Origin of the sequence: Lentzea albidocapillata subsp. violacea, from assembly GCF_900100275.1 — a bacterium.
Lineage (GTDB): Bacteria > Actinomycetota > Actinomycetes > Mycobacteriales > Pseudonocardiaceae > Lentzea > Lentzea violacea.
Genome location: NZ_FNET01000035.1, coordinates 15,355 through 34,732, shown reverse-complemented (window position 1 = coordinate 34,732; position 19,378 = coordinate 15,355). Strand labels below are relative to the sequence as shown.

Annotated in this window: 15 protein-coding genes and 2 tRNA genes; 2 read left to right on the top strand and 15 right to left on the bottom strand. The window is 66.2% G+C overall.

The window, feature by feature from the left end; translation table 11 throughout:
• Positions 1–6: 6 nt before the first annotated feature.
• The 4 genes from BLR21_RS42990 to BLR21_RS39530 all read right to left on the bottom strand — a co-directional run bounded on the left by BLR21_RS42990 (position 7) and on the right by BLR21_RS39530 (position 3,165).
• Positions 7–153 (bottom strand): hypothetical protein, encoded by a 147-nt coding sequence (locus tag BLR21_RS42990; RefSeq protein ID WP_176930011.1) that lies wholly within the window; start codon positions 151–153, stop codon positions 7–9.
• Positions 154–259: 106 nt separating this feature from the next.
• Complete coding sequence (locus BLR21_RS39540) at positions 260–508, bottom strand: hypothetical protein (protein ID WP_090015039.1); 249 nt, start codon at positions 506–508, stop codon at positions 260–262.
• Positions 509–540: 32 nt separating this feature from the next.
• A complete protein-coding gene (locus BLR21_RS39535) occupies positions 541–1,152 on the bottom strand; it encodes a helix-turn-helix domain-containing protein (protein WP_143028098.1) in 612 nt (203 codons plus the stop codon).
• 99 nt (positions 1,153–1,251) lie between these two features.
• Entirely contained in the window at positions 1,252–3,165 is a 1,914-nt protein-coding gene (locus BLR21_RS39530) for a S8 family serine peptidase (RefSeq protein ID WP_218131111.1), read from the bottom strand.
• A gap of 917 nt (positions 3,166–4,082) precedes the next feature.
• On the opposite strand from BLR21_RS39530, the gene BLR21_RS39525 reads away from it, so the two are divergent.
• Positions 4,083–4,538, top strand: coding sequence for a hypothetical protein (locus BLR21_RS39525; protein ID WP_090015033.1), 456 nt, complete (start codon positions 4,083–4,085; stop codon positions 4,536–4,538).
• A gap of 487 nt (positions 4,539–5,025) precedes the next feature.
• Here the strand turns inward: BLR21_RS39525 and BLR21_RS39520 are convergent, their stop codons facing one another.
• From BLR21_RS39520 to BLR21_RS39505, 5 genes are all read right to left on the bottom strand, one after another.
• Positions 5,026–5,511, bottom strand: coding sequence for an IS3 family transposase (locus BLR21_RS39520; RefSeq protein ID WP_090015031.1), 486 nt, complete (start codon positions 5,509–5,511; stop codon positions 5,026–5,028).
• A gap of 106 nt (positions 5,512–5,617) precedes the next feature.
• Entirely contained in the window at positions 5,618–6,157 is a 540-nt protein-coding gene (locus BLR21_RS42105) for a hypothetical protein (RefSeq protein ID WP_143028096.1), read from the bottom strand.
• 359 nt (positions 6,158–6,516) lie between these two features.
• The gene (locus BLR21_RS39515; protein ID WP_090015029.1) at positions 6,517–7,044 is read right to left on the bottom strand and encodes a DUF4232 domain-containing protein; all 528 of its coding nucleotides are present in this window, start codon (positions 7,042–7,044) and stop codon (positions 6,517–6,519) included.
• Positions 7,045–7,184: 140 nt separating this feature from the next.
• Positions 7,185–9,497, bottom strand: coding sequence for a hypothetical protein (locus BLR21_RS39510; RefSeq protein WP_090015055.1), 2,313 nt, complete (start codon positions 9,495–9,497; stop codon positions 7,185–7,187).
• Between the two features lie 22 nt (positions 9,498–9,519).
• Positions 9,520–9,591, bottom strand: a tRNA-Pro gene (locus tag BLR21_RS39505).
• 310 nt (positions 9,592–9,901) lie between these two features.
• Between BLR21_RS39505 and BLR21_RS39500 the strand changes: the two genes are divergently transcribed.
• Positions 9,902–10,588 carry a tyrosine-type recombinase/integrase gene (locus BLR21_RS39500; protein ID WP_090015027.1) on the top strand — a complete coding sequence of 229 codons (687 nt, stop codon included), beginning with the start codon at positions 9,902–9,904 and terminating at the stop codon, positions 10,586–10,588.
• 189 nt (positions 10,589–10,777) lie between these two features.
• On the opposite strand, the gene BLR21_RS42985 is transcribed toward BLR21_RS39500, so the two are convergent.
• The 6 genes from BLR21_RS42985 to BLR21_RS39475 form a co-directional block, all read right to left on the bottom strand.
• A tRNA-Ser gene (locus BLR21_RS42985) sits at positions 10,778–10,879 on the bottom strand.
• 966 nt (positions 10,880–11,845) lie between these two features.
• Positions 11,846–12,643 carry a hypothetical protein gene (locus BLR21_RS39495; RefSeq protein ID WP_143028095.1) on the bottom strand — a complete coding sequence of 266 codons (798 nt, stop codon included), beginning with the start codon at positions 12,641–12,643 and terminating at the stop codon, positions 11,846–11,848.
• A 98-nt stretch (positions 12,644–12,741) separates the two neighbouring features.
• Positions 12,742–13,905: a DUF3322 domain-containing protein gene (locus tag BLR21_RS39490; protein ID WP_256335232.1), complete on the bottom strand. Its 1,164-nt coding sequence runs from the start codon at positions 13,903–13,905 to the stop codon at positions 12,742–12,744.
• Positions 13,905–17,270: an ATP-binding protein gene (locus tag BLR21_RS39485; protein ID WP_218131110.1), complete on the bottom strand. Its 3,366-nt coding sequence runs from the start codon at positions 17,268–17,270 to the stop codon at positions 13,905–13,907. The genes BLR21_RS39490 and BLR21_RS39485 overlap by 1 nt, the downstream gene beginning before the upstream one ends.
• On the bottom strand, positions 17,267–17,863 hold the full coding sequence (locus tag BLR21_RS39480) for a DUF4194 domain-containing protein (protein WP_090015021.1): 597 nt from the start codon (positions 17,861–17,863) through the stop codon (positions 17,267–17,269). Before BLR21_RS39480 ends, BLR21_RS39485 begins: the two co-directional genes overlap by 4 nt.
• Positions 17,860–19,314 carry a DUF3375 domain-containing protein gene (locus BLR21_RS39475; RefSeq protein ID WP_090015019.1) on the bottom strand — a complete coding sequence of 485 codons (1,455 nt, stop codon included), beginning with the start codon at positions 19,312–19,314 and terminating at the stop codon, positions 17,860–17,862. The genes BLR21_RS39480 and BLR21_RS39475 overlap by 4 nt, the downstream gene beginning before the upstream one ends.
• Positions 19,315–19,378: the final 64 nt, after the last annotated feature.

Here is a 19,378-nt window from a genome sequence, read left to right as displayed (position 1 = left end):
CGCGTTTCAGGACGTGTGCCACTGGCCGCGCGGTTTGAAGATCGGGTCGCGGAGGCCGCCGAAGATCTCCAACCCATCCAGCACGGCGACCATCTCTTCCAGCACGAAGCTGTACTCGTCCTTGCGGAACTCCCAACCACCGGCCCGCCACACGACACGACGTCCACACCGTCACCAGCACAAACACACAGAAACCCAAACGCAGCAACAAGAAGAAGTCCAGCGACCCACGACTCCGCCGAACAGGTTGAAACTCAAGCTAGTCCGGCCACTCCCAGCGAATCCCCGCGCAGCCGGGGCCAAAGTCGAGAACCACCCCGTGTGCGGCGTGGCCGTCGTCCAAGTCGATTGCTCTGCTGCGCGCCACGCCGTCCAGCACGGAGTAGTACGTGCACTGCTTCGGCAGCGCGCGCGGGTCGAACTGGATCTCCATCAGGTTCTCCCGCACCGGGGTGCGGAAGCGCCGCTCGAAGAACGACGACGGCGCCGACGTCGGTGGGACGCGCACCTCGTGCTCGACGAGGATGGTCTCCCGTCGCTTCAGCGGCCTGCGGAAAATGAGTTCGGCGGCGACGAGACCCGCATCCGGGTCGATGGCGGTCGCACCGAGCGTGCAGTTGCGCAACGGGACAATTTCGGCGTGCGCTGGTAGGGGATGTCGACCTCGTGGATCACCACCAACCGGTCCGGGCCGTCCTCTTCGGCGCGCAGCACCTGCCTGCTCCACCGCCCCAGTTGGGCGCGATCGGAGCCCATTTGGATCCGGTCGTGCCCGCTGAGCCTGGTCAGGCGCGCGTCGCAGCTGATGTCCAGCCCGTCGATCAGCTGGTCCACCGTCTCGGCGTTCGCGAAGAACGCGCTGCCTGAGACGGTCAGCCCCGGCAGTGCGCCGCGGCCGCGTGGCCGCGGCGGGTCGAGGAGGCCGGCGAGCGCGTCCAGGGGCATCCCGACGATGTCCTCGAGGTTGCGCAGCGCGGCCAGGGATGCCGCCCGCTCGGGCTGGGTGCGTCCGGACTGCCAGTAGCTGAGCGTCGCGGTGCTCACGGGCGTGCCCATCCGTGCCAGCCGCTCCCGTAACCGCTCCAGGCTGATCCCTCGGCGTTCGATGGCGGCGCGCAACGCCTCGGGGAATGTGGCCTGCCGGTTCCTCACGGCCGCACGGTAACCCTCCTACCCTTGATAGTGGAAGGATCAACTTACGCGCGAGTAGGTGGCGGCCCGCTGGCGCGGACCGCCACCTCGGCGGCTGGGTCAGCCAGTGGTGAGGGCGGTGTCGTCGATGACGAACGAGGTCGCCAGGCTGGCGTCCTCGGTGCCGGTGAACTTGATGGTCACGTTCTTGCCGATGTAGCCCTTCAGGTCGAACGAACGCTGCGTGTAGCCGGTGTTCTCATTGATGTTGGAGTAGGTCGCCAGCGTCGCCAGCACGGATCCGTTCGAGTCGAGCACCTGCACCTTGAGCGTGTCGTAGGCGACGGCCTCGGTCTCCGCCGAGTCGATCCGCAGGTAGAACGACAGCGTCGCGGTCGTCGCGGTCGACGGGATGGAGACCGCCTGCGACAGAGTGTCGGTGTGGGTCTGGCCGTAGCCGTTGAGCCACGCCTTCCACGAGCCGCTGCGCGCGGGGTAGGTGGTGTCCGAGGTGATGACGCCGGAAGTGGCCGACCAGCTGGTGTTACCCGACTCGAAGCCCGGGTTGGCGAACAGCTGACCGCTCGGGGCCGGTGTGGAACCGAGCGCGGAGATGGTCTTCTCCGCGTCGACCAGGCCCGCGCCGCAACCGCCGGTGCAGCTGCCCGGGATCGCCCGCACGTTCTGCTCCAGGGTGGTCTCGACGTCGGCGGGCGACATCGACTTCTCACCGAGCATCAGCGCGGCGAGGCCGGCGACGTGCGGGGTGGCCATGCTGGTGCCCTGGTAGTACTGGTAGGTCTCGCTGCCAGGGGTGGTGGTCCCGGTGTTGAGGGTGGACAGCACGCCGTCCGTGCGCGTGCTGGTCTCCCCGCCAGGGGCGGCCACGTCGACGGCGCTGCCATAGTTGGAGTAGTTGGCGCGGTTGCCCTGCCGGTCCAATGCCGCGACGGTCACCACGTTGCCGCAGTTCGCCGGCTGGACGTTCGAGGCGCTCTGGTTCTCGTTGCCCGCGGCGACGACGACGGTCGCGCCGCGGCCCACCGCGCTGTTGATCGCGTTCTGGTAGGTGCTGCTGCAAGCGCCGCCGCCGCCCAGGCTCATGTTGATCACCTTGGCCGGGTTGGCGTTGGCGGGCACTCCGCTGACCGAACCGCCGGCCGCCCACACCACCGCGTCGGAGATGTCGGACAGCGAGCCGCCGCAGCGGCCGAGAACGCGGGCGTGCACGAGCTTGGCCTTGGGGGCCACACCCGAGACACCCTTGCTGTTGTTGGTGACCGCACCGATCGTGCCCGCCACGTGCGTGCCGTGCCAGCTGGAGTTCCGGTCCGACGGCGGCACCGGGTTGCCGTTCTGGTCGGTGCCGCAGTCGCCGGTCTTCATCCAGTCGCCCTCGTCCTGAGGATTGGAATCGCGGCCGCCGCCGTCCCGGGAGACCCACGAGTCGCTGATGAAGTCGTACCCGGCCAGGGTGTTGCCGTCGAGGTCGGAGTGCGCGGTCCGGCCGGTGTCGACCACCGCGACCGTCACACCGGCGCCGTCAGCGGTGTCCCACGCCTTGGGCAGGCGCATTCCCGCCGTGGCCTCCCAGTAGTGCCACTGATCGTTGTAGCTGGTGTCGTTCCACGACGCGCTGGACATCAGGCGCACATCCGGCTCGGCGTAGTCGACGTCGGTGCGAGCGGCGAGCGAACGCAGGAATCCACGCGCCTCCTCTCCCGACAGCTTCCGGTCCGTGCGTACCACGTGCCCACCGACGGCCAGCTCGCGCACCTCGGCCACCGAGACACCGTGCCGCCCACCGGCGGCACGCAGCTCGCGATCCCGCACGGCGCGCGACTTGCCCGCCTCGGATCTCGGCTTGAAGGCCACGATGTACTGGTCGTACTGCTCGCCGTCGGCGACGTTCTCGGTGAACGCGCGGCCGGACTCACCTCGCGGCGGGTCGGCCTGCGCCGTCCCCGCGCCCGCTGCGGTGAGGCACGCAACGGCGGAGACGAGCACCAGGTATCCGATCTTCTTTCTGCTCACGACCACGTTCTCCTTGCTATGCAGGGAAGGATCAGCAGATGGTGCGCCCCCATTCAGGTGCAGGGAAGAATTAATCATTAAGTGTCAGGTGACATGAATCAAGTTCACGAAATCGGCGTGCGGGTAGCAGGGTCACGGAACTGTCTGAGCCGATCGTGAGGCCGGTTGAGCCTGCGCGCCGGGCGAGGCGTGACCCTGTGACTGCGCGCTCGGCGGACCGGTCGCGAGCTACTGGCGCATCGCCTCGTCGCTGCCGAACGAGCACGGCCATGGGCTCCTGAGCGATCGCCACGGGTGGCGCGAGCAGACCCGCGGTGAGCGCGAGCGCGGTGACGGCCGCGCCCATTCCGAAGGGTGAGCCGAGGGCAAGGCGAAGGCCGATTTCCCGCCCTAGAGGAATCGAATTCGCAGGCCGCACGTCGCCGCCACCTGTTCAACTGAAAAGAGGGCCACCCGTTCCGGGCGACCCTCATTCCGTCAGTGGACATCGGCGGTCACGCTGGTACCACTCGTGCGACGCACTTGGCGGGGAGGAGCCTGCCGCGGGCGGAATTGGTTTCGTCCTTCAGCGCCTGTTTGTCGGACACGAATGTTCCGCCTCCACTACGACGTGGCCACGAGCCGCTTCACAGGGCCTGCCAAGGCCGCGGGCAAGGGCTGGACATGTTCTCCGAGATCACCTCGCCGGTCGCGGACGTCCTGTACGGCCACGGCGCGTACGGCAAGGACCCGTGGGGCGAGGGCACCGTTCCGGTGCTGCGCTGGTACCTGCACCACGACAACGTCGACTTGTGGGCGCCCGGTGCTGCTGACGGCACAAGCAAGTCCGTTGGCAGAATTAGCGCGTTCGGCATGCCGGGGTCTTCAGGGGCAGCAGCGCCTCCGAAGACCCCCGCTGGCAAGGGAGTCCAGCATCGATGGCTGTCTACGAGGTCTCGATACCTGTCTACTTCGCGCGGTTCTACCTCGTGAGCTACCCGCAACAGCTCGAGGAGGACCCCCGGCTGAAGTGGGGGCCAGACGGAGACCTGGCCGTCTCAGCCAGGGATGGTCTCGGGCTCAACAGTGTCACCAGTGAGCACCACGCACACGTCAGGCTCGAACTGTTCGACAGCGCCGCCGACGTTCCGCAGGAGCTACTCAGCCGGCAGCCGCGGTACTCGTTCACCAGCTCCTCGAACACGATCGCTCTCGTCGACACCGAAAACCACCCAGCCCTCGAAGTGCCCGCGCCCGCCGCCGGGACGATCAGCTGCGCGGTGGCGTGCGAAGGGCGCGAGGACACCTACAACGCACGCCACCACGAACAACGCGAGAACATCCGCGACATCGAACGATGGCGCATCGCCCTCTGGCCAGAACAGACGCCGTGACCACATCGACAGGCCGGGGCTAAGCACCTGCGCAGCGTCCGCCCGGCAACTGCCCGACCACGGATCGTTGGCCTCCACCACCCGGCACGTGGGTGACGAAACCAACGACACACCCACCACTGGACAGCGGCACGGCGTAGAACACGCTGTCCGGAGGCGCCGGATCTGCCGCACGAGCGAGACGAGCAACTTCGAGCTCGATCCCTGCCTCGCTCAAGCTCTTCCGAAGCAACGGCACATCAGACTCGGCCACCGGACGGCCCGTGTTCGCACCGGAGCACGGAGCCCCCTCCGGCGTGATACACCTGCCCAGCCTCATCAGGACACGGTCGAGATCGTCCGCGATACGGCTCGCCGCAACGCGATCATCGTCTGTCGCCGGCGTGCTGATAGTGGTCTGCGACGGGCTGACCGGCCTGCCCGACGCGATCACCACCGTCTGGCCGCAGACGATCGCTGAGGTTCCCCCGAAAACTCGGAGGGTTGGTTACCTGGCTCCGGTTGGGGATGCCGGGATGATAGATGGCGTGAGTTGATCGGCGTGCCAGGCGGCCTCGTACTCGTCGGGGCTGAGCCAGCCGAGCTCTTTCTGGATGCGCTGGGTGTTGTACCAGCCGTCGATGTAGCTGAAGATCGCGTTCTCGGCCTCGTCGCGGGTGCGCCACGAGTTCCGGTACACGAGCTCGATCTTCAGCGTGGAGAAGAAGTTCTCCATCAGCGCGTTGTCGTAGGAGTCGCCGACCGAGCCCATCGACGGCAGGATTCCGTTGTCCGCCAGGCGTTGCGCGAAGCGGATCGAGATGTAGGTCGAGCCTCTGTCGCTGTGGTGGATCAGCTGCCCGTCACGGACCTCGCGGGACCAGATGCCGTATTCCAGCGCACCGAGCACGAGGCTGGTGTCGCAGCGGTCGCTGGTCTTCCAGCCCACGATCCGGTTGGAGAACGCGTCACGGACTGCGGCGAGCCAGAACACGCCCTAGCCGGTGGGGATGCAGGTGGCGTCGGCGACCCACAGCCGGTCCGGGGCAGGGGCGGTGAAGTCCCTGTTGACCAGATCCGGTGCCGGCGCCGCTCGTGGGTCACGCCGGGTCGAGAGTGTTCGCCACTTCTTGCGCAGGAACGCGCCCTGCAGTTCGTGGCTGCGCATCAGCCGCTCGACCCGTTTGCGGCGAGGTGTATCGCGTCACTGCCGTGCGGTAACGGATGGCGCGCGACGATGCGGCCACTCGCCAGATCGAGGTCAGCGGCTTGGCCGTAATGCGGGCCAAGCAGCCGGACGATACCGTCATCGACGGGGTCGCGGCGCACGCACCGGCCACCCGGATTCGTGTGCGTACCGAGCCATCCTCTTTAGACACCAACAGCAATGATTTTCCTCGACGCTGGCCGACTCCCAGCAGATTCTGGCCGAGATCGAGGAGTTCGGTCTGGTACTTACCGATTCCCTTGCGGGCAATGCCGGTAACACGCAGCCGTTGGTCGAGTTCTAGCCGGCACAGGCCGAAGGTCGCCAGAGCCCACGGCTGCGCCGGCCCGGACGCCACGGGGAATACCGCTGCACGAAGATCTCCCGGCATCCCGGTACCGAGCTCGGCCACACCACTGACCAGGTCCAGCACACACCACGGCGACCGGGAACCCCCAGACGGCAAACTCAACAGGAGCCGATTAGTCCCCGGAATCGCCACCAGCGATGTGCCATAACCCCACTTCGCTCCCGGCCTGATGGGAAGCGGATACCTCCTGACCGCAAACCGCACCTCGGCACACTATCGCCTGCTCTGCGACCCCAGGCGCGGAGCACGCCTAAACCGCAAGGCGGTCCGCAGCCAGAATCGACACACGACCGCGCTGGTCGCAACGTCCTCTTCTGCCGCATGGAGCGCGGTGGTCGACATGTGCCATCAGGACATGGAAACGCCGCAGCGCCGGACGAACTGACACGCCCGACACGACCCGCGCACCTGAACTCACACCGCTAGTACCAGGCGCGAACGCCCATCCGTCCCGTGCTGCCGAGGTCGATGTGGATGCTCCGCTGCGGCGACACGGCGATCAACGGTTGCTGAACTGCGCCCGGAGCGGTCGCCAATTCGACGTGCTTGGCGACCTGCGACGGCTCCAGCGACGTGTTCGTGTTCCGCCACACGAACGCGCTGCCGGCAGTCTCCCCCGGCTGCACGGTGATCGGCTGCGGCGGGTCGTTGAAACCGTCGAGGATCGTGATGCCGGTGCCTTCGAGGATCGCGACGACATCCAGCCGCCGCCGATCCACGTCGAACAGGCTCACCTGCGGATACGCGTTGAGCTGCAACGCTTCCGCACCGCAGTTGGCGACTTCGACGGACATCACGCGCAACCCCGACGCCGCCTCAGTGGAGTTCGAGGTGAACCTCACTCCCGCGGCGCAGCCGGGGTCCTCCGACGCCTGCACGGCCGGACCGCTCGCGACCAGACCGACCAGAACGGCTGTTGCTGCAAGGACCTTGCCCCATGTCTCATGCATCCGAGGATGCCACCGGCAGGGGTGGCTGGGTGAAACCTTCACAAGACCTCCACGAGGACGACCGAGTCCGTTGTGGAGTGATCAATCAGGTCAGCCGGTGTCCGTGCTGGCAGGAACTGTCCGAGTCGGGGCGCGGCTGGTCACCGTTTGCCACTGGCGTGGAACAGGAACGGATTCGTTCCCTCGGCCCAGCCGAGGAACCGCCTGCCTTTGCCGCGTCGCATCGTTCCCGCCGGTGTGAAACGATCTCCCTCGAGCACTTGCAGGAGCCCCTCTGCCGCGGGCACGAGCCGAATGTCGCGAACCTCAGTGCTGAACCGCACCGCTAGCGACATCTGCACGGTGGGTTCACAGAAGCTGAGCAGGAACAAGGCCTGTCGCCACGCGTACGCGGTGTTCTTCACCTGGATCAGCGCCGCATGCAGGTGGTCCGCGCGCTGGGCCTGCCTGCGCACGATCCAGCTGAGCGTGCGCCCCGCCAGTCCCGGCGCGCGTTCGCGCAGCTCGTCGGTCAGGTCCAGGGCATCGACCAGCACGGCGAGGTTGTGCGTGGTCAGGATCTGGCTCTGTTCCAGGAGCATGCCGTTGGCCGCGACGGAGCCACCGGACGTGCCCGCCCGCTGCCGGCACAACTCCGTGAAGTCCGCGGCGGTCTTCTTGCCCCAGCGCAGGAGCGTGCGCTGCGGCGCGGACCAGTTCGCGGGCAGGTCGTAGTAGTTCGCGTAGAGCGTGCCGGACAGCAGACGGCTGGCCACCGCGGCGGCGGCGCGCCACTTGGTGGTGAACGTGCCCATGAAGATGTCCGCGGCCACCTCCTCCACGAGCGGCAGGTGCAGTTCCGCTTGCTTCGCCAGCGTCCTGATCTCGGTCACCAGCGGGTTCGGCAGCAATGCGTGCGGGAACGCGGTGAGCGCCAGCATCGTGATCTGTCGCAGGGCGCGATGTGCGGCTGCGGCATTGTCCGGCTGGGGTGACCTGCAGGGCGCAAGGGCCTGGACCCATGGGAGCTCGGTGAACTGCACCTGGTGCTCGAGGTTGAGCAGGAGCAGACCGCGGCGGCGCCGGAACGCCGTGTAGATCTGCTCGTGCAGCCCCGCCACGACCGGGTCGTCGATCGCCGCGCTGAGCAGCCGCGAGGTGAGCTGCGGCAGCACGACCGCCAGCGTCTCCCCCGAGGTGATCACACCGAGGCGCACCAACTCGTCCGCAGGGGCCTCGAGCGCCCGCGCCGCCTTGCGCACCAGACTGTCCGGCATCGTTGTGCCACAAGGAATCTCGGCGGTCGTCTCCGCTTCGGACACTGCGGTCGTCGCGACGTCGAGCGACGGCAGGCCGCCGTCGGCCGGGAACCGGTCGAGCCTGGACGCGAGCACATCGGCCAGCGCGGCGTTCGTCGGCGCCGTGACGGCCGCCGTCTGTGCGGCGTGCCATGCGCTGCGTTGTGCCGCCGCCGGGGCGCCCCGGCTGCTCACCGTGTTCGCGATGGCACGGCGGATCCGGCCGACCTCCCGCGCGGTGAGCGCGTCGCTGCCGTGAGAGCAGGACTCCAGCGCGCGACGAAGTACCGCGAAGTTGCTCTTCGGGTTGGTCTGCCTTCCCGAGGGCGCGACGGTGCGGCACATGTCGGCGAAGTCCGCGAGCCACCGCGCCCTGGCCTCCGCCCAGTCCACGGGCCACGTCCGGCACGGCCAGCCGCCGTGCACGGATCCGTCCTCCCCGAGTCGCGGTGGCTCACCGTCGACGGTGCGGCACCACAACGCCACTAGCCGGTCGTACAGCGGATCCCATACCGTCAGCGTGGCGCGCATCTTCGCGATCTGCTCGGGCACCCGCACGGCACGCAGGGACGCGACGGCATCCCGCACCGACGCCACCCGGACGGCGGAGTCCGACGGCCGGGCAATCGGTTCGAAGCGCGGCGTCAACCGCAGCCGGTGCATCAGCGGCCGCAACTCGGCGACCAGGTCGAGAGCCTGCTCCGGGAAGCCCTTGTCCAGAAGCAACGCCACAACGGGCAGCGCCGCGTCCTCTGGCAGCTCGACCCGGAATCGCCCGGCGCGGACAGCGTCCAGGAGCTCGGCCTGACCGTCGTCGCCGAGGTACCACAGGTTGAGCCGTTCCCGCTTGTTGCTGCCCGGCACCTCGTCCGGGAGGGAAGCGACGCGGGCGGTCTCGTCCTCGGACAGCGGCACCTCGGCCAGGTACCTGCCGGTCGCGAAGCCACCATGCGCGACCTCGAGCGTCACCCACGCCGGGGTGTCCGCGACCGGGGTGCGGGAACCGACCGTGAGCACGCCGCCGGCCATCCCGCTGACGATGTCCTCCCAACGGCGCGACTTCCGCAGCGCCCGCTCGCGGTCCGCCTCGGTGCCCGCGGAGACCGCCGCGGCCAACGCCCGCGCCAACTGACCGGTCGCATACTCCGGCGAAGCAATGCGGATCTGATCGGACACAGCGGACTCCACGGCTGATCGGACATGGAGGCGGGAATCGAACCCGCGCCCTCCCCGTCCCGAGCGGGGTGATCTACCACTGATCTACTCCATGAGGCGCACGCATCGTATCGACCAGGCGCACCAGCCGCGTCCGATTTGCCACACGTCCGCTCATGCCGCGAGTCGGGCGATGCGATGCCCGGTCCTCAAGACCGATTGTCGGGTCAGCTTGCGTTCAAGAAGCTCGGGGCGCACAACTGAGACCTCTCACTCCAGCAACACCCGGAGGTCGTCATGGCTTGGTCAGAACAAATCGGTATGCAGTCCTGCCGAGTCCGCTACCGCACCGGCGACGGCCACACCGCCTCGATCTCCCGCTTCACATCGCAGCGCGCAGCCGACAACTACGCCGCCGACATCGATTGCGACCAACGCCGCAACACCTTGCTCGACCCACCCGCGGCCGCACCACCGTCGCCGAATGGGTCACGACCTGGTTCGCCGCGCTCGACCTCGACCCGCGCACGATTGACAACTACCGCAGCGTCCTGCGCTGTCACATCCTGCTCCGCTGGGGCGCCACACCACTGGGCGCCATCACTGCCCTCGGCGTGAACAAATGGATCAGCGACCTACGGCAGCTCGGCTACGCCAACACCACCGTCGCCACCATCGTCAAAGTCCTCTCGATGATCCTCACCGACGCCGCCGACGAACACCTCATCCCCACCAACCCCATCCGCCGCTACCGCCGCCGAGGGCGACGCAGCCACCGCATCGAACGCGAACGCGTCTGGGCAACACCCACCGAAGTACTCCGCATCGCCGAACAAGCCGCCGCACTCGGCGGCGAGACCGCCAGCCTGCTCATCATCACCGCCGCCTGGACCGGCTGCCGCTGGGGCGAACTCACCGGACTGCGACGAGACAACATCGACCTCGACCGCGGCGTCCTGATCATCGACCCACGCACCGGTGCATTGCACGAGAGTGCCCACACGCGCTGGCTCGGCTCACCGAAGACGGCCTCGTCTGCCCGCACGATCACCCTGCCACCGTCTCCGGACCGCTTGCCGCATAACCAAGTCCACTGCCCCTCACACCGTTAGTCAAAGGGGCACCACGAACACCGAGATCCACGAACCCGGACGCGACCAAGCCGGAGAATCCTGCTCCAGAACTGCTCCATAGGGTCACCGCAACACGATCAACAGACGATCACTTAAGATCTATGCAGAACAGCAAGAAACCCGCCTGACCAGCGACAATCGCCAGATCAGACGGGTTCTACCTACAAGTGGAGCTGAGGGGACTCGAACCCCTGACCCTCACACTGCCAGCGTGAGCCGGGGCAAGCCTTCACCTGCGGCGATTAAGAAACCGCACGTCATCACGGTTCCGTTCAGCGTCGTTGAATGCAGCCTAACGCCGTTCGGCGCGCATGGACTCTCCGGATTTCTCCAGACCGATCCAGTGTGAGAGTCACCTTGAACGGCCTTGACTCAACGTCGAATCACCCAATCCTGGAGTCAGCTGATGCCCAAACAACATCCCCTCCGTCCCGCTGAGCCTCGTATCTCACGAAACGCCCTTGATATCGCCCGCGACGCGTTCGCGGCGCTGAGCACCGGGCCTGACGCGATCTGCGTTGACGGCGAGCTGTTCCCAGGGCTTCCTGATCGCCGACTGCGGCTGGAGGAAGTCCGCAACATGCTGCTGGACCGGCAATGCCCGCAAGCCACCAGGGATGCCGTGTGGACGCATCTGGTTCTGCGAGCTCGCTCGGACGAGGTGGCGTGGAGGACCGCCGCGGTCGGCATGGCCCTGCCCGCGTTGATCTCCGCGTCATCCAAGCTGACCTCGACCTTCGGCTGCGGTACCGCGGACGTGCACAGCGAGATCGTGACCGGGTTCCTCGCCGCCCTGGCGACGGTCGACCTACGACGGCCAAGGATCATGCTTCGCCTCAAGTGGGCGGCCTACCGAGTTGGCCATGCGGCTCTCGTGGAGGCCCGAAACCGGCCAACCCCGGCGGGCTTGGAAGCTTCCGCCGTGCCTGTGGCGGCTGTACCTGGCCATCCCGACCTCGTGCTCGCGCGAGCAGCTGCCGATGGAGTGCTGAGTCAGACCGACGCTGATCTGATCGGTGCGACCCGCCTGGAGGACGTGTCTGTCACCGACTGGGCAGAGCAGCACAACATGAGTCAGTGGGCTACTTACAAAGCACGACAGCGAGCGGAGGAACGTCTGCGGCGCTACCTCGCAGGCGCGTGGTCGCCGCAACGCCCATGTACCGCTGCATGCACACCTGGCTGGGGCCGCCGGCAGGCACAACGGCGGCCCCAGAACCCAGCTCGTCGGAGCGTTCACGCCGCCGAATCGGGTATGCGATCGTTCAGGAAGCCGAGCAGCTTCCGTTCTGCCCGCGCCAACGCTTCCTGACACCCGTACCTGCTCAGACCGCACCGACCTGCGACCACGTGCCGGTTCTCGCCGTCGAGGTGTACCGCAGACAGCAATCCCGCCTGTTCCTCGGTCAGCGCGCTGCCGAGCACCGCGTCCGCGAGAATCAGATCTGGATGCCCATTGACCTTCCTTCGGATCCCGATCGCGTCGTCGACAGCGGCGTTCTGCCGGCGAAGCCGGCTCTCCCGGTTGCAGGCCTCGTGGCCCTTGCGGAAGGCGCCGTAGTAGAGCTGTGAGTACACCTTCGACTGGTCGTCCTCAGCCAAATCCAGTGACTGGAGGAATCCTTCCAGGATCTCCGAATCAAGGTCAGCCTTGTCACCGGGGTACCGCGGATTGAGTTTGCCGGCGATGTGCTTCAGACCGGGAACCATCATCCCGGCGGCCGCCATGATCCATGGTTCCGGTTCCTTGTGGGCGCGCTGAACGAGCTCCTTCCACACCGCGTCCTTGGTCAACCAGGTGGTCTGCCGCTTGAGCAACAACACACGGATCTCGTCCAGCGGCTCAAGCCGCGCCGGAAGTCCGCAACCCAGCCGCACACCGTCAAGAGCAAGGGCATTGGGGAAGGTCGTCAGCTCGGCGAAACGCCGCTCGACGACATCGAGGCAGGACAGAGCACGATCTTGCATTTGCGGTGATCCCTTTCCGTACTGGGTTGTTCCCCGACACCCCCTAATCGCCCTGTTCGGAGTCAAAATGATGAGGAATCACCCGATTTGGTGATGCATCGCCAGCGTGTCGCTTCCAGGTTTCAGACCATCGTGTGCCAGGGAGGCACACCAGCGAGGCTCCGTCACCGTGTCGCGTCCTGGAGCGCCGAGAAGGACACACGTTCCTGTTCGAGACGGACGGCGGTACCGAGCACGTCCTCGACAAGATCGGTGTACAGCGCGGCCTCGTTTGGCTGGAGTGACCCGAGGTGTGCGTTGACCGGGGCGCTTTCGCTCACCCACTGGTCTTCGTGGGCCAGCAGTGTCGCCCGGTCCATCAACATCGAGCGAACGTGCCCGAACTTGGCCCGCAGCCGATCCAGGATGGCGAACCCGTGGGTGTCGATGTCACCCCAGTACACCAGTTGCCGCTCGGACAGCCAGGTCAGCGGCTCGAGTTGGGACAGCGCGTACCCGCCTCCGAAGACCACGACGGAGTCCGCCACCGGCGGGAACGCCAGGTAGGTGACTTCGTTCTCCACCACGAACACCGTGGAAACGGGGAGGGGTCTCCTGGCGAGTTCGTCGACGCGGACGCCCAGTTCGCTGAACCCCTCGTGGCTGTCGAGCCAACGGAACCGCACGTAGCCGGGTTTCCGACGGAAGCGATATCGGCTGGCGAACTCCGAGTGTGGATAGGTGGAGTCGATCCGATGTGCAGGAAGCTGGTGGTCCAGGAGGAGGCCGAGAATCTTGCGGTGGCCTTCGATGAATTTGGTATCGACACCAGGAACGTCGACCTGGCGCACGTACATGTCGCGGGTCGCGTGGTTGTCGATCCAGAGCACGGTGGCGATCAGCTTGTCCCAGACACGGTCAAAACTCAGTGCCTCAAGAGGTTTCGCGATCATCCATCCGGCCGGTCCTGGCGCCAGTTCCTGTGTCGCGTGCAGCAGTTCGCTGAAACGCCGCACGTCCGATGTGCGGCGCAGCAGCGACCAGAGCTGGTCGTAGGAGTCGATCCAGACCCGGCCCGGCACTTCGTTCGTGCCAATGAGCCTCCCGCCCACGGTCCTCGTCTCGACTCGCTGCAGGCGCTGATCGACCTGGCGCCACTGGGAGACCCACTCCTGGACTTCGCCGAACCGGGTGGACAGGTCGTTGGCGGTGGGGCTGCGCAACGGGATTTCGAGCGGAACCCATTCCTCTCCGGCAGCGAACATCCTCAGGAAGTCGCCGTTGTCCCAACGGCGTTTCAACCTGTTCACCACATCTGTGGGTGTCGACCAGGTACGCGGCGCCGCCATCATTCGCCTCGCACGGGAGTGTCCTGCATTGCATGCGCGAGTTGGCGCTGCTTGTACTCCTCGATTGTGAGGCTCTGCAGGCGCGAGTAGCTCCCGGACTTGTTGTCCACGAAACCCACTGCGGACACGTGCGGCTCGATCACGTGGATCTTCTGCAGCGGCGTGACGATCAGCAGCTGAAGTCCCAACTGTGCGAACAGGTTGAGCGCGAACCGGGTCGACTCGTCGGAGCCGCGGCCGAACGCCTCGTCGATCACGACGAAGCGGAAGGTCTTCGACTTCCCTCTGCCGTGGTCGAGTTTGAACTGGTACGCGAGCGATGCCGCCAGGATCGTGTAGGCGAGCTTCTCCTTCTGCCCTCCTGACTTCCCGCCCGAGTCAGTGTAGTTCTCGTGCTCGGAGTCGTCGGAGTGCCAGCGTTCGGAGGCCGAGAACATGAACCAGTTGCGGACGTCTGTGACACGTTTTGTCCACGCCCGGTCCGCCTCGGTCTGGCCCTCACGTCCCTTGAACCGCTCAATGATCTTCTTGACCTGCAGGAACTTCTGCTCCGAGTACTGGTCCGACTCGTCGCCGCCGAGCGTGCCGGTTGTGCAGTCCCGCAGTTCGGTGCGGAAGTCGCGGATCTCGACGTTGATCGTGGGCTGCAGGTCCAGCCGGATGTACCGGCCGGGGTTGTAGTCGATGCCGACCAGCGAGGAGTTGATCGTCTCGACGCGTCGCTTGATCAGGTCGACCTGTTTGTTCAGCTGGGAGTTGAACCCGGCGATGTCGCGGATGGTGTTGGTGTTCAAGTAGGTCTTGAAGTCTGTCTCGAACCTGGGCAGGTCGTCATTGACGAGGCGGTCGTGGAACGCCCGGTACTCGCCGGTCGAGTGCATCGAGTCGTCGGCTTCTTCCGTCTCCCGCGGGTACTTCTTGCGGAAGGCGCTCATCTTGGCGATCGCCTTGTTGCCCGCCTTGGTCTGCTCACCTGTCCAGTACTCCACCAGTTTGGTGAGCTTTCTGTTCACCTCGTCCTGACAGCGGTCGCAGTCCGCCGACGACCGAGGTTCCGCAGACTCCAGGTGCCGTGCGATGGCGTCGAAGATCTCCTGAGCCCACGGGTACGCGGGATTTGCGAGCATCTGCTCGACCGCGCGGAGCCCCGTCTCGGCTTCTTCCCGATCTCGGGAGAGACTGCCGATCCTGGTCGTCAGCGACTCCTGGTCCTTCTCCGCGGACTTGATGTCCGACGCGACGTGTTCAAGCTCCGTCGTCACCCGCTGCAGCTCGTCGGATGACTGCTCGAGGCGATGCTTCTCGGCAGTGAGCGCCGTGATGCCGTTGACCACTGTTTGCCAGTCGATCTCGGCGTACGAGCCGAACTCGGTGAGCTTCGCCAGCGTGCCCTGCCGTCCGGTGGTCCTGCGGAAGTCCTCACTCAGGCCTAGTTTCCTACCCAGAAGAGCGTTTCGCTCGTTCTGCACCTTGCCCGCCTGGTCGAGCAGGGCATCGATCTTCTGCTCGTTGCTCCAGCCGAGCACGTAGGTACGCCGGTCGTCGATGCGCCGGGTGTCGTTCTTCTCGTGCCAGCCCCGCGCCCCCTTGATCTGGCCTTCACGCGTGATCGCCTTGGCGGCACGGCGGAACTCGTCCATGGTGTCGACGCACTCGCAGTCGGCCCGATGCCTCAGTTCCCGTTCCAGCCATGCTGTGAAAGGAGATTCCTTGATCTCCAGCTTGGCGGCGAGAGTGCGGTGATCGGCGCCCGTGTCGGTCTCGCGGCCGAGGCGATCGGGCACGCGGTAATAGACCAGCCGCGTGCCCAGGTTGTGGCCGTTGATCCAGTTCGACGCAGCGGTGTAGTGCTCGCTGGACACGAGCAGGGACAGGCCGAAACCGTGCAGCAGCCGCTCCGCGGCCCCCTCCCACTCCGCGCAGTCGGCGCGGACCTGGATGAGCTCACCGGCGAAGGGCAGTTCCTCCTCGTCGACTCCCAGTTCGTCGCAGAGCTGGCCGCGCAGGTCCAGGCTGCGCTTCGGGATGTTGCTGCGCCGGTTCCGCAGACTGACCAGTTCTTCGTTGAGTTCCTTTGCCTCGATCTCCATGGTGTTGAGTCGCACGCCGAGCTCAGTGAGCCCGTTCTGCAGCTCGGCCTGGTCCTGGTCGAGAGCGCTCCCCGCGCCGATGATGTCGTTTTGCCGGCCGGAGAACTGCTCTGCGGTCTCGACCGGCAGGAGGCCCGCATCGGCGAGCAGCTGGTGGAAGCGGCCGGATCGCTCCTGACGGCGATCCCGCTCTGCGGAGTCGGTCCTGAGTTGTTTCTCGATCTCCGCCAGTCTGCCGCCCCCGAACCCCGCCCGCGCCACCTTCAGCTCGATCTCCTTGTCGCGCAACGAGTCGAGCCGGCCCTTGACCGCGGCGAGCTCGCCCTTGCGGCCGCCGAGGTCCGACGTCAGCGTGGCGATCCGGTCGCGAAGCAGGTAGGACTTGCGGTCCGCGAAGTAGAACGGCAGCGCTTCGCGCTGCTCCTTGAGCGACTTGATCTCGGTCGCGAGCTGGTCGTACACGTCGCACTCGGCGAGCAGCGGGCGAAGCTCAGCGAGCTGCTCGCGCGCCTTGCGCACCGCGTCATGTGCCTTCGTCAGGTCCTCGAAGTGATCGACCAGCCGCTTGGTCCAGTCGGCCGCGTCGAAGGGCTCCAACATGTGGCTGCGGACGAAGTCGTTGAGATTGCCCACAGACTTCATCGACACGGTCTGGTGGAACAGCTCCATCGCCTGCTCGGACGGGATGTCCAGTCGTCGCCGAAAGTCCTTGCTGTACTGGGGGAAGTGATCGTGCGTGCTGGCGCCGCCGCGACGCAGCCGCCGCTTGAGCGACGCGATGTCGCCGCCGAAGTCCGTGAAGTCCCCAGCGATCGTCAGATCCCGATCCGCGGTCACGAAGAAGCGATTCGGCTGCCCCTCGCTGGCGCTGGCGAACCAGAACACCTGCGCGAGCGTGACCGTGGAGTCGTAGCCGACGTTGGTGAACACACCCAGGATGACCGAGAACGCGCGGCGGTCACGCAGACCCACCGGCCTGGACGCGCCGGTCGCTTCACTGCGTTCCGACTTGTGGTAACCGAGAACGTACGACCGCAGGCTGCGCTCCCTGGCCTCCGCACCCGCCGCCTTGTTGTACGAGATGCGGTGCGCCGGCAGCAACAGGGTCGTGATCGCGTCCACGACCGTCGACTTCCCCGAACCGATGTCGCCTGTCAGCAAGGCGTTCTCGCCGCGCACACCGAGGGCCCACATGCGCTGGTCGAACGTGCCCCAGTTGTAGACCTCGAGCCGGTCGAGCCGGTAACCGGCTAGCTCCGTGACCTCCTCGCTCACCGGTCCTCCCCTCCGAGCTGGCGCGCGTACTCGGCGAGGCGCTGGTCGAACTCCGAGAGCCACTGCCCGTCGACGAACGCCTTCAAGATCCGCCGTACTTCGAACGTCGCGTCCTGCCCCTTGATCCTGCGCAGGAACCCCAGATCGACAACCTTGTTGAGCTGGGCGTCGATCTGGTCGACCAGCCTCGCCTCGTTGCTGCTCTCCGGCATGAACAGCCGCACCATCTCCACGATCTGATCACGGGTGAGGATCAGCCTCGTGTCGCTGTTGCCCGCATCGAACTCGGCGAGCTTCTTGCGCAACAGGGCCAGCAGCAGGCTGACCGCGAACGACAGCGCTCGCCGTGGGATCAGCCGGGGAACAGCGCCGTCCTCATCGTCCACATCGGGTTTCGACCGCAGAAACGCATACCCCTCAGCCTCGTCGATGACCACCGTGAGCCCCATGACGCCGACGTAGTCGCGCACCTGTGCCTGCAGCGGGAGAAGGTGCTGCCACGCCTTCTCATGCGTATCGCGGTAGACCACCCCCTTGACCAGCTGCGTCACGGCCAGCGACAGATCGAGTTCGTCCTTGGCAGCGGATGTCATGCCCCCTCCATCTCGCCGGTCACCATCTGCGTGAACGTGACGCGAGGAATGGTGGCCATTCGTTCGGCACCGTCGAGATCGCGCCAGTGCACCCGTTCCCGCACCTGCTCGTCGAACACCACTCGGAACGACGGATCGCTCAACGACAGGTACGTCACCAGCTCGGCCAACCCCTGCTCCAGCGGCTGCCTGTCAAGAACCTCGGCGAGACCGATCTGGTCCCGCGTGCGCAACACCCGGCGAACCCCCTCGCTCAGTCGTTCCGGGTCTACGTAGACCTGCTCGAACAGCAGCGAGGAGTCGATGTCCTCGTCCGAGGCGACGATGTCGGCACTGTTCAACGCGACCTTTTCCGGCGGTGTGTACAGCGGGCGTTCCATCGGCAGCGCCACTACCGGAGCAGTCCCCTCGACCTCGATAACGAGATCCACGTTGACTTGTTCCCGCACCTTGAGTGCGTTCGACTCGATGCTGCGCAGAATGTCCATGACCCGGCGGTTCTCCAACCACACCTGATCGTCGAGAAACCGGCGCAGCTGCTCGGACAGCAGCCGGACCGTCGCCTGCGTGCGTTCCGCCGCGTCCATCCAGTCGTAGTGGATGTGCCGCATCCTCGGGTCGGCTTCCCCGATGGCATCGAGTGCCTGCACGCGTTCGAGCAGCTCGCTCAGCTCTGTCTGCTTCTCGTGGGAAAGCAGGAAGTCGTAGAACGCCTGGAAACTCTTGCCTTGATCGGAGTCGGCGATGCTGTTGCGACTCCCCAGCACCTCGTCGAGCAGGGCGCCCTTGGCACCGTCCCAGGACGCGATCCGTTCCCGCAGATCACGATCCAGGGCCCGGAAGTTGGCCTCGACCTCGCGGAAGTCGGCGAGCAGCTCCCGCGCGATCGCCGCGAACTGCTGGTAGCGATCCTTCTGGGCCGGCGAGTCGAGCACCGCGAAGTCCCCGCGCTCGACCTGTGCGATTTCGACATCGATCTCGTGGCGGCGACGACGTAGTTCAGCCAGCCTGACCTCGGGGTCGGTCTCCGCACCGAACACCATTTGCCGGAGCAGCTCGAACACAGTGTTCAGGCGCGATTCGGTGCCGACGAACGACCGGGTGTGGAGGGTTTCGACCCACGCCAAGGCCTTCTCGACAGCTGATGTCGCGTCGTAGTGCGCCTCATCGGCAGCAACTGGGTAGTACTTGCGCAACCATCCCTTGTCCGGGGCAGACCAGTCGTCCAGATACGCGCCAGCCGACTTCGGGAACCGGTGGTCGAGCCGCTCGTTCAGTGCGTGGAGCTCATCCTCCAGCCTGCCGGCCAGCTCTCCGCGCGAGATGGACCGAACGTTGTCCTCGACGAACACCTTGCCCAGAAAGCTGAGGATGAACGGCGCGTTGTCCGCGAGCAGAAGTTTCCAGGCAGGGCTGTTCTTGCGCAGCGATTCGAGATCCTCGAACTCCACGACACCTGCCTTCCGCCTGCAACGGCGTCCGCCTTCTCGAGGGTAGGGGAAAGCACCGACAGAA

Coding starts and splice junctions, on each gene's coding strand:
- BLR21_RS39525 (WP_090015033.1), top strand. CDS start 4,083: ATGGCTGTCTACGAGGTCTCGATACCTGTCTACTTCGCGCGGTTCTAC.
- BLR21_RS39515 (WP_090015029.1), bottom strand. CDS start 7,044: ATGCATGAGACATGGGGCAAGGTCCTTGCAGCAACAGCCGTTCTGGTC.
- BLR21_RS39490 (WP_256335232.1), bottom strand. CDS start 13,905: ATGGCGGCGCCGCGTACCTGGTCGACACCCACAGATGTGGTGAACAGG.
- BLR21_RS39480 (WP_090015021.1), bottom strand. CDS start 17,863: ATGACATCCGCTGCCAAGGACGAACTCGATCTGTCGCTGGCCGTGACG.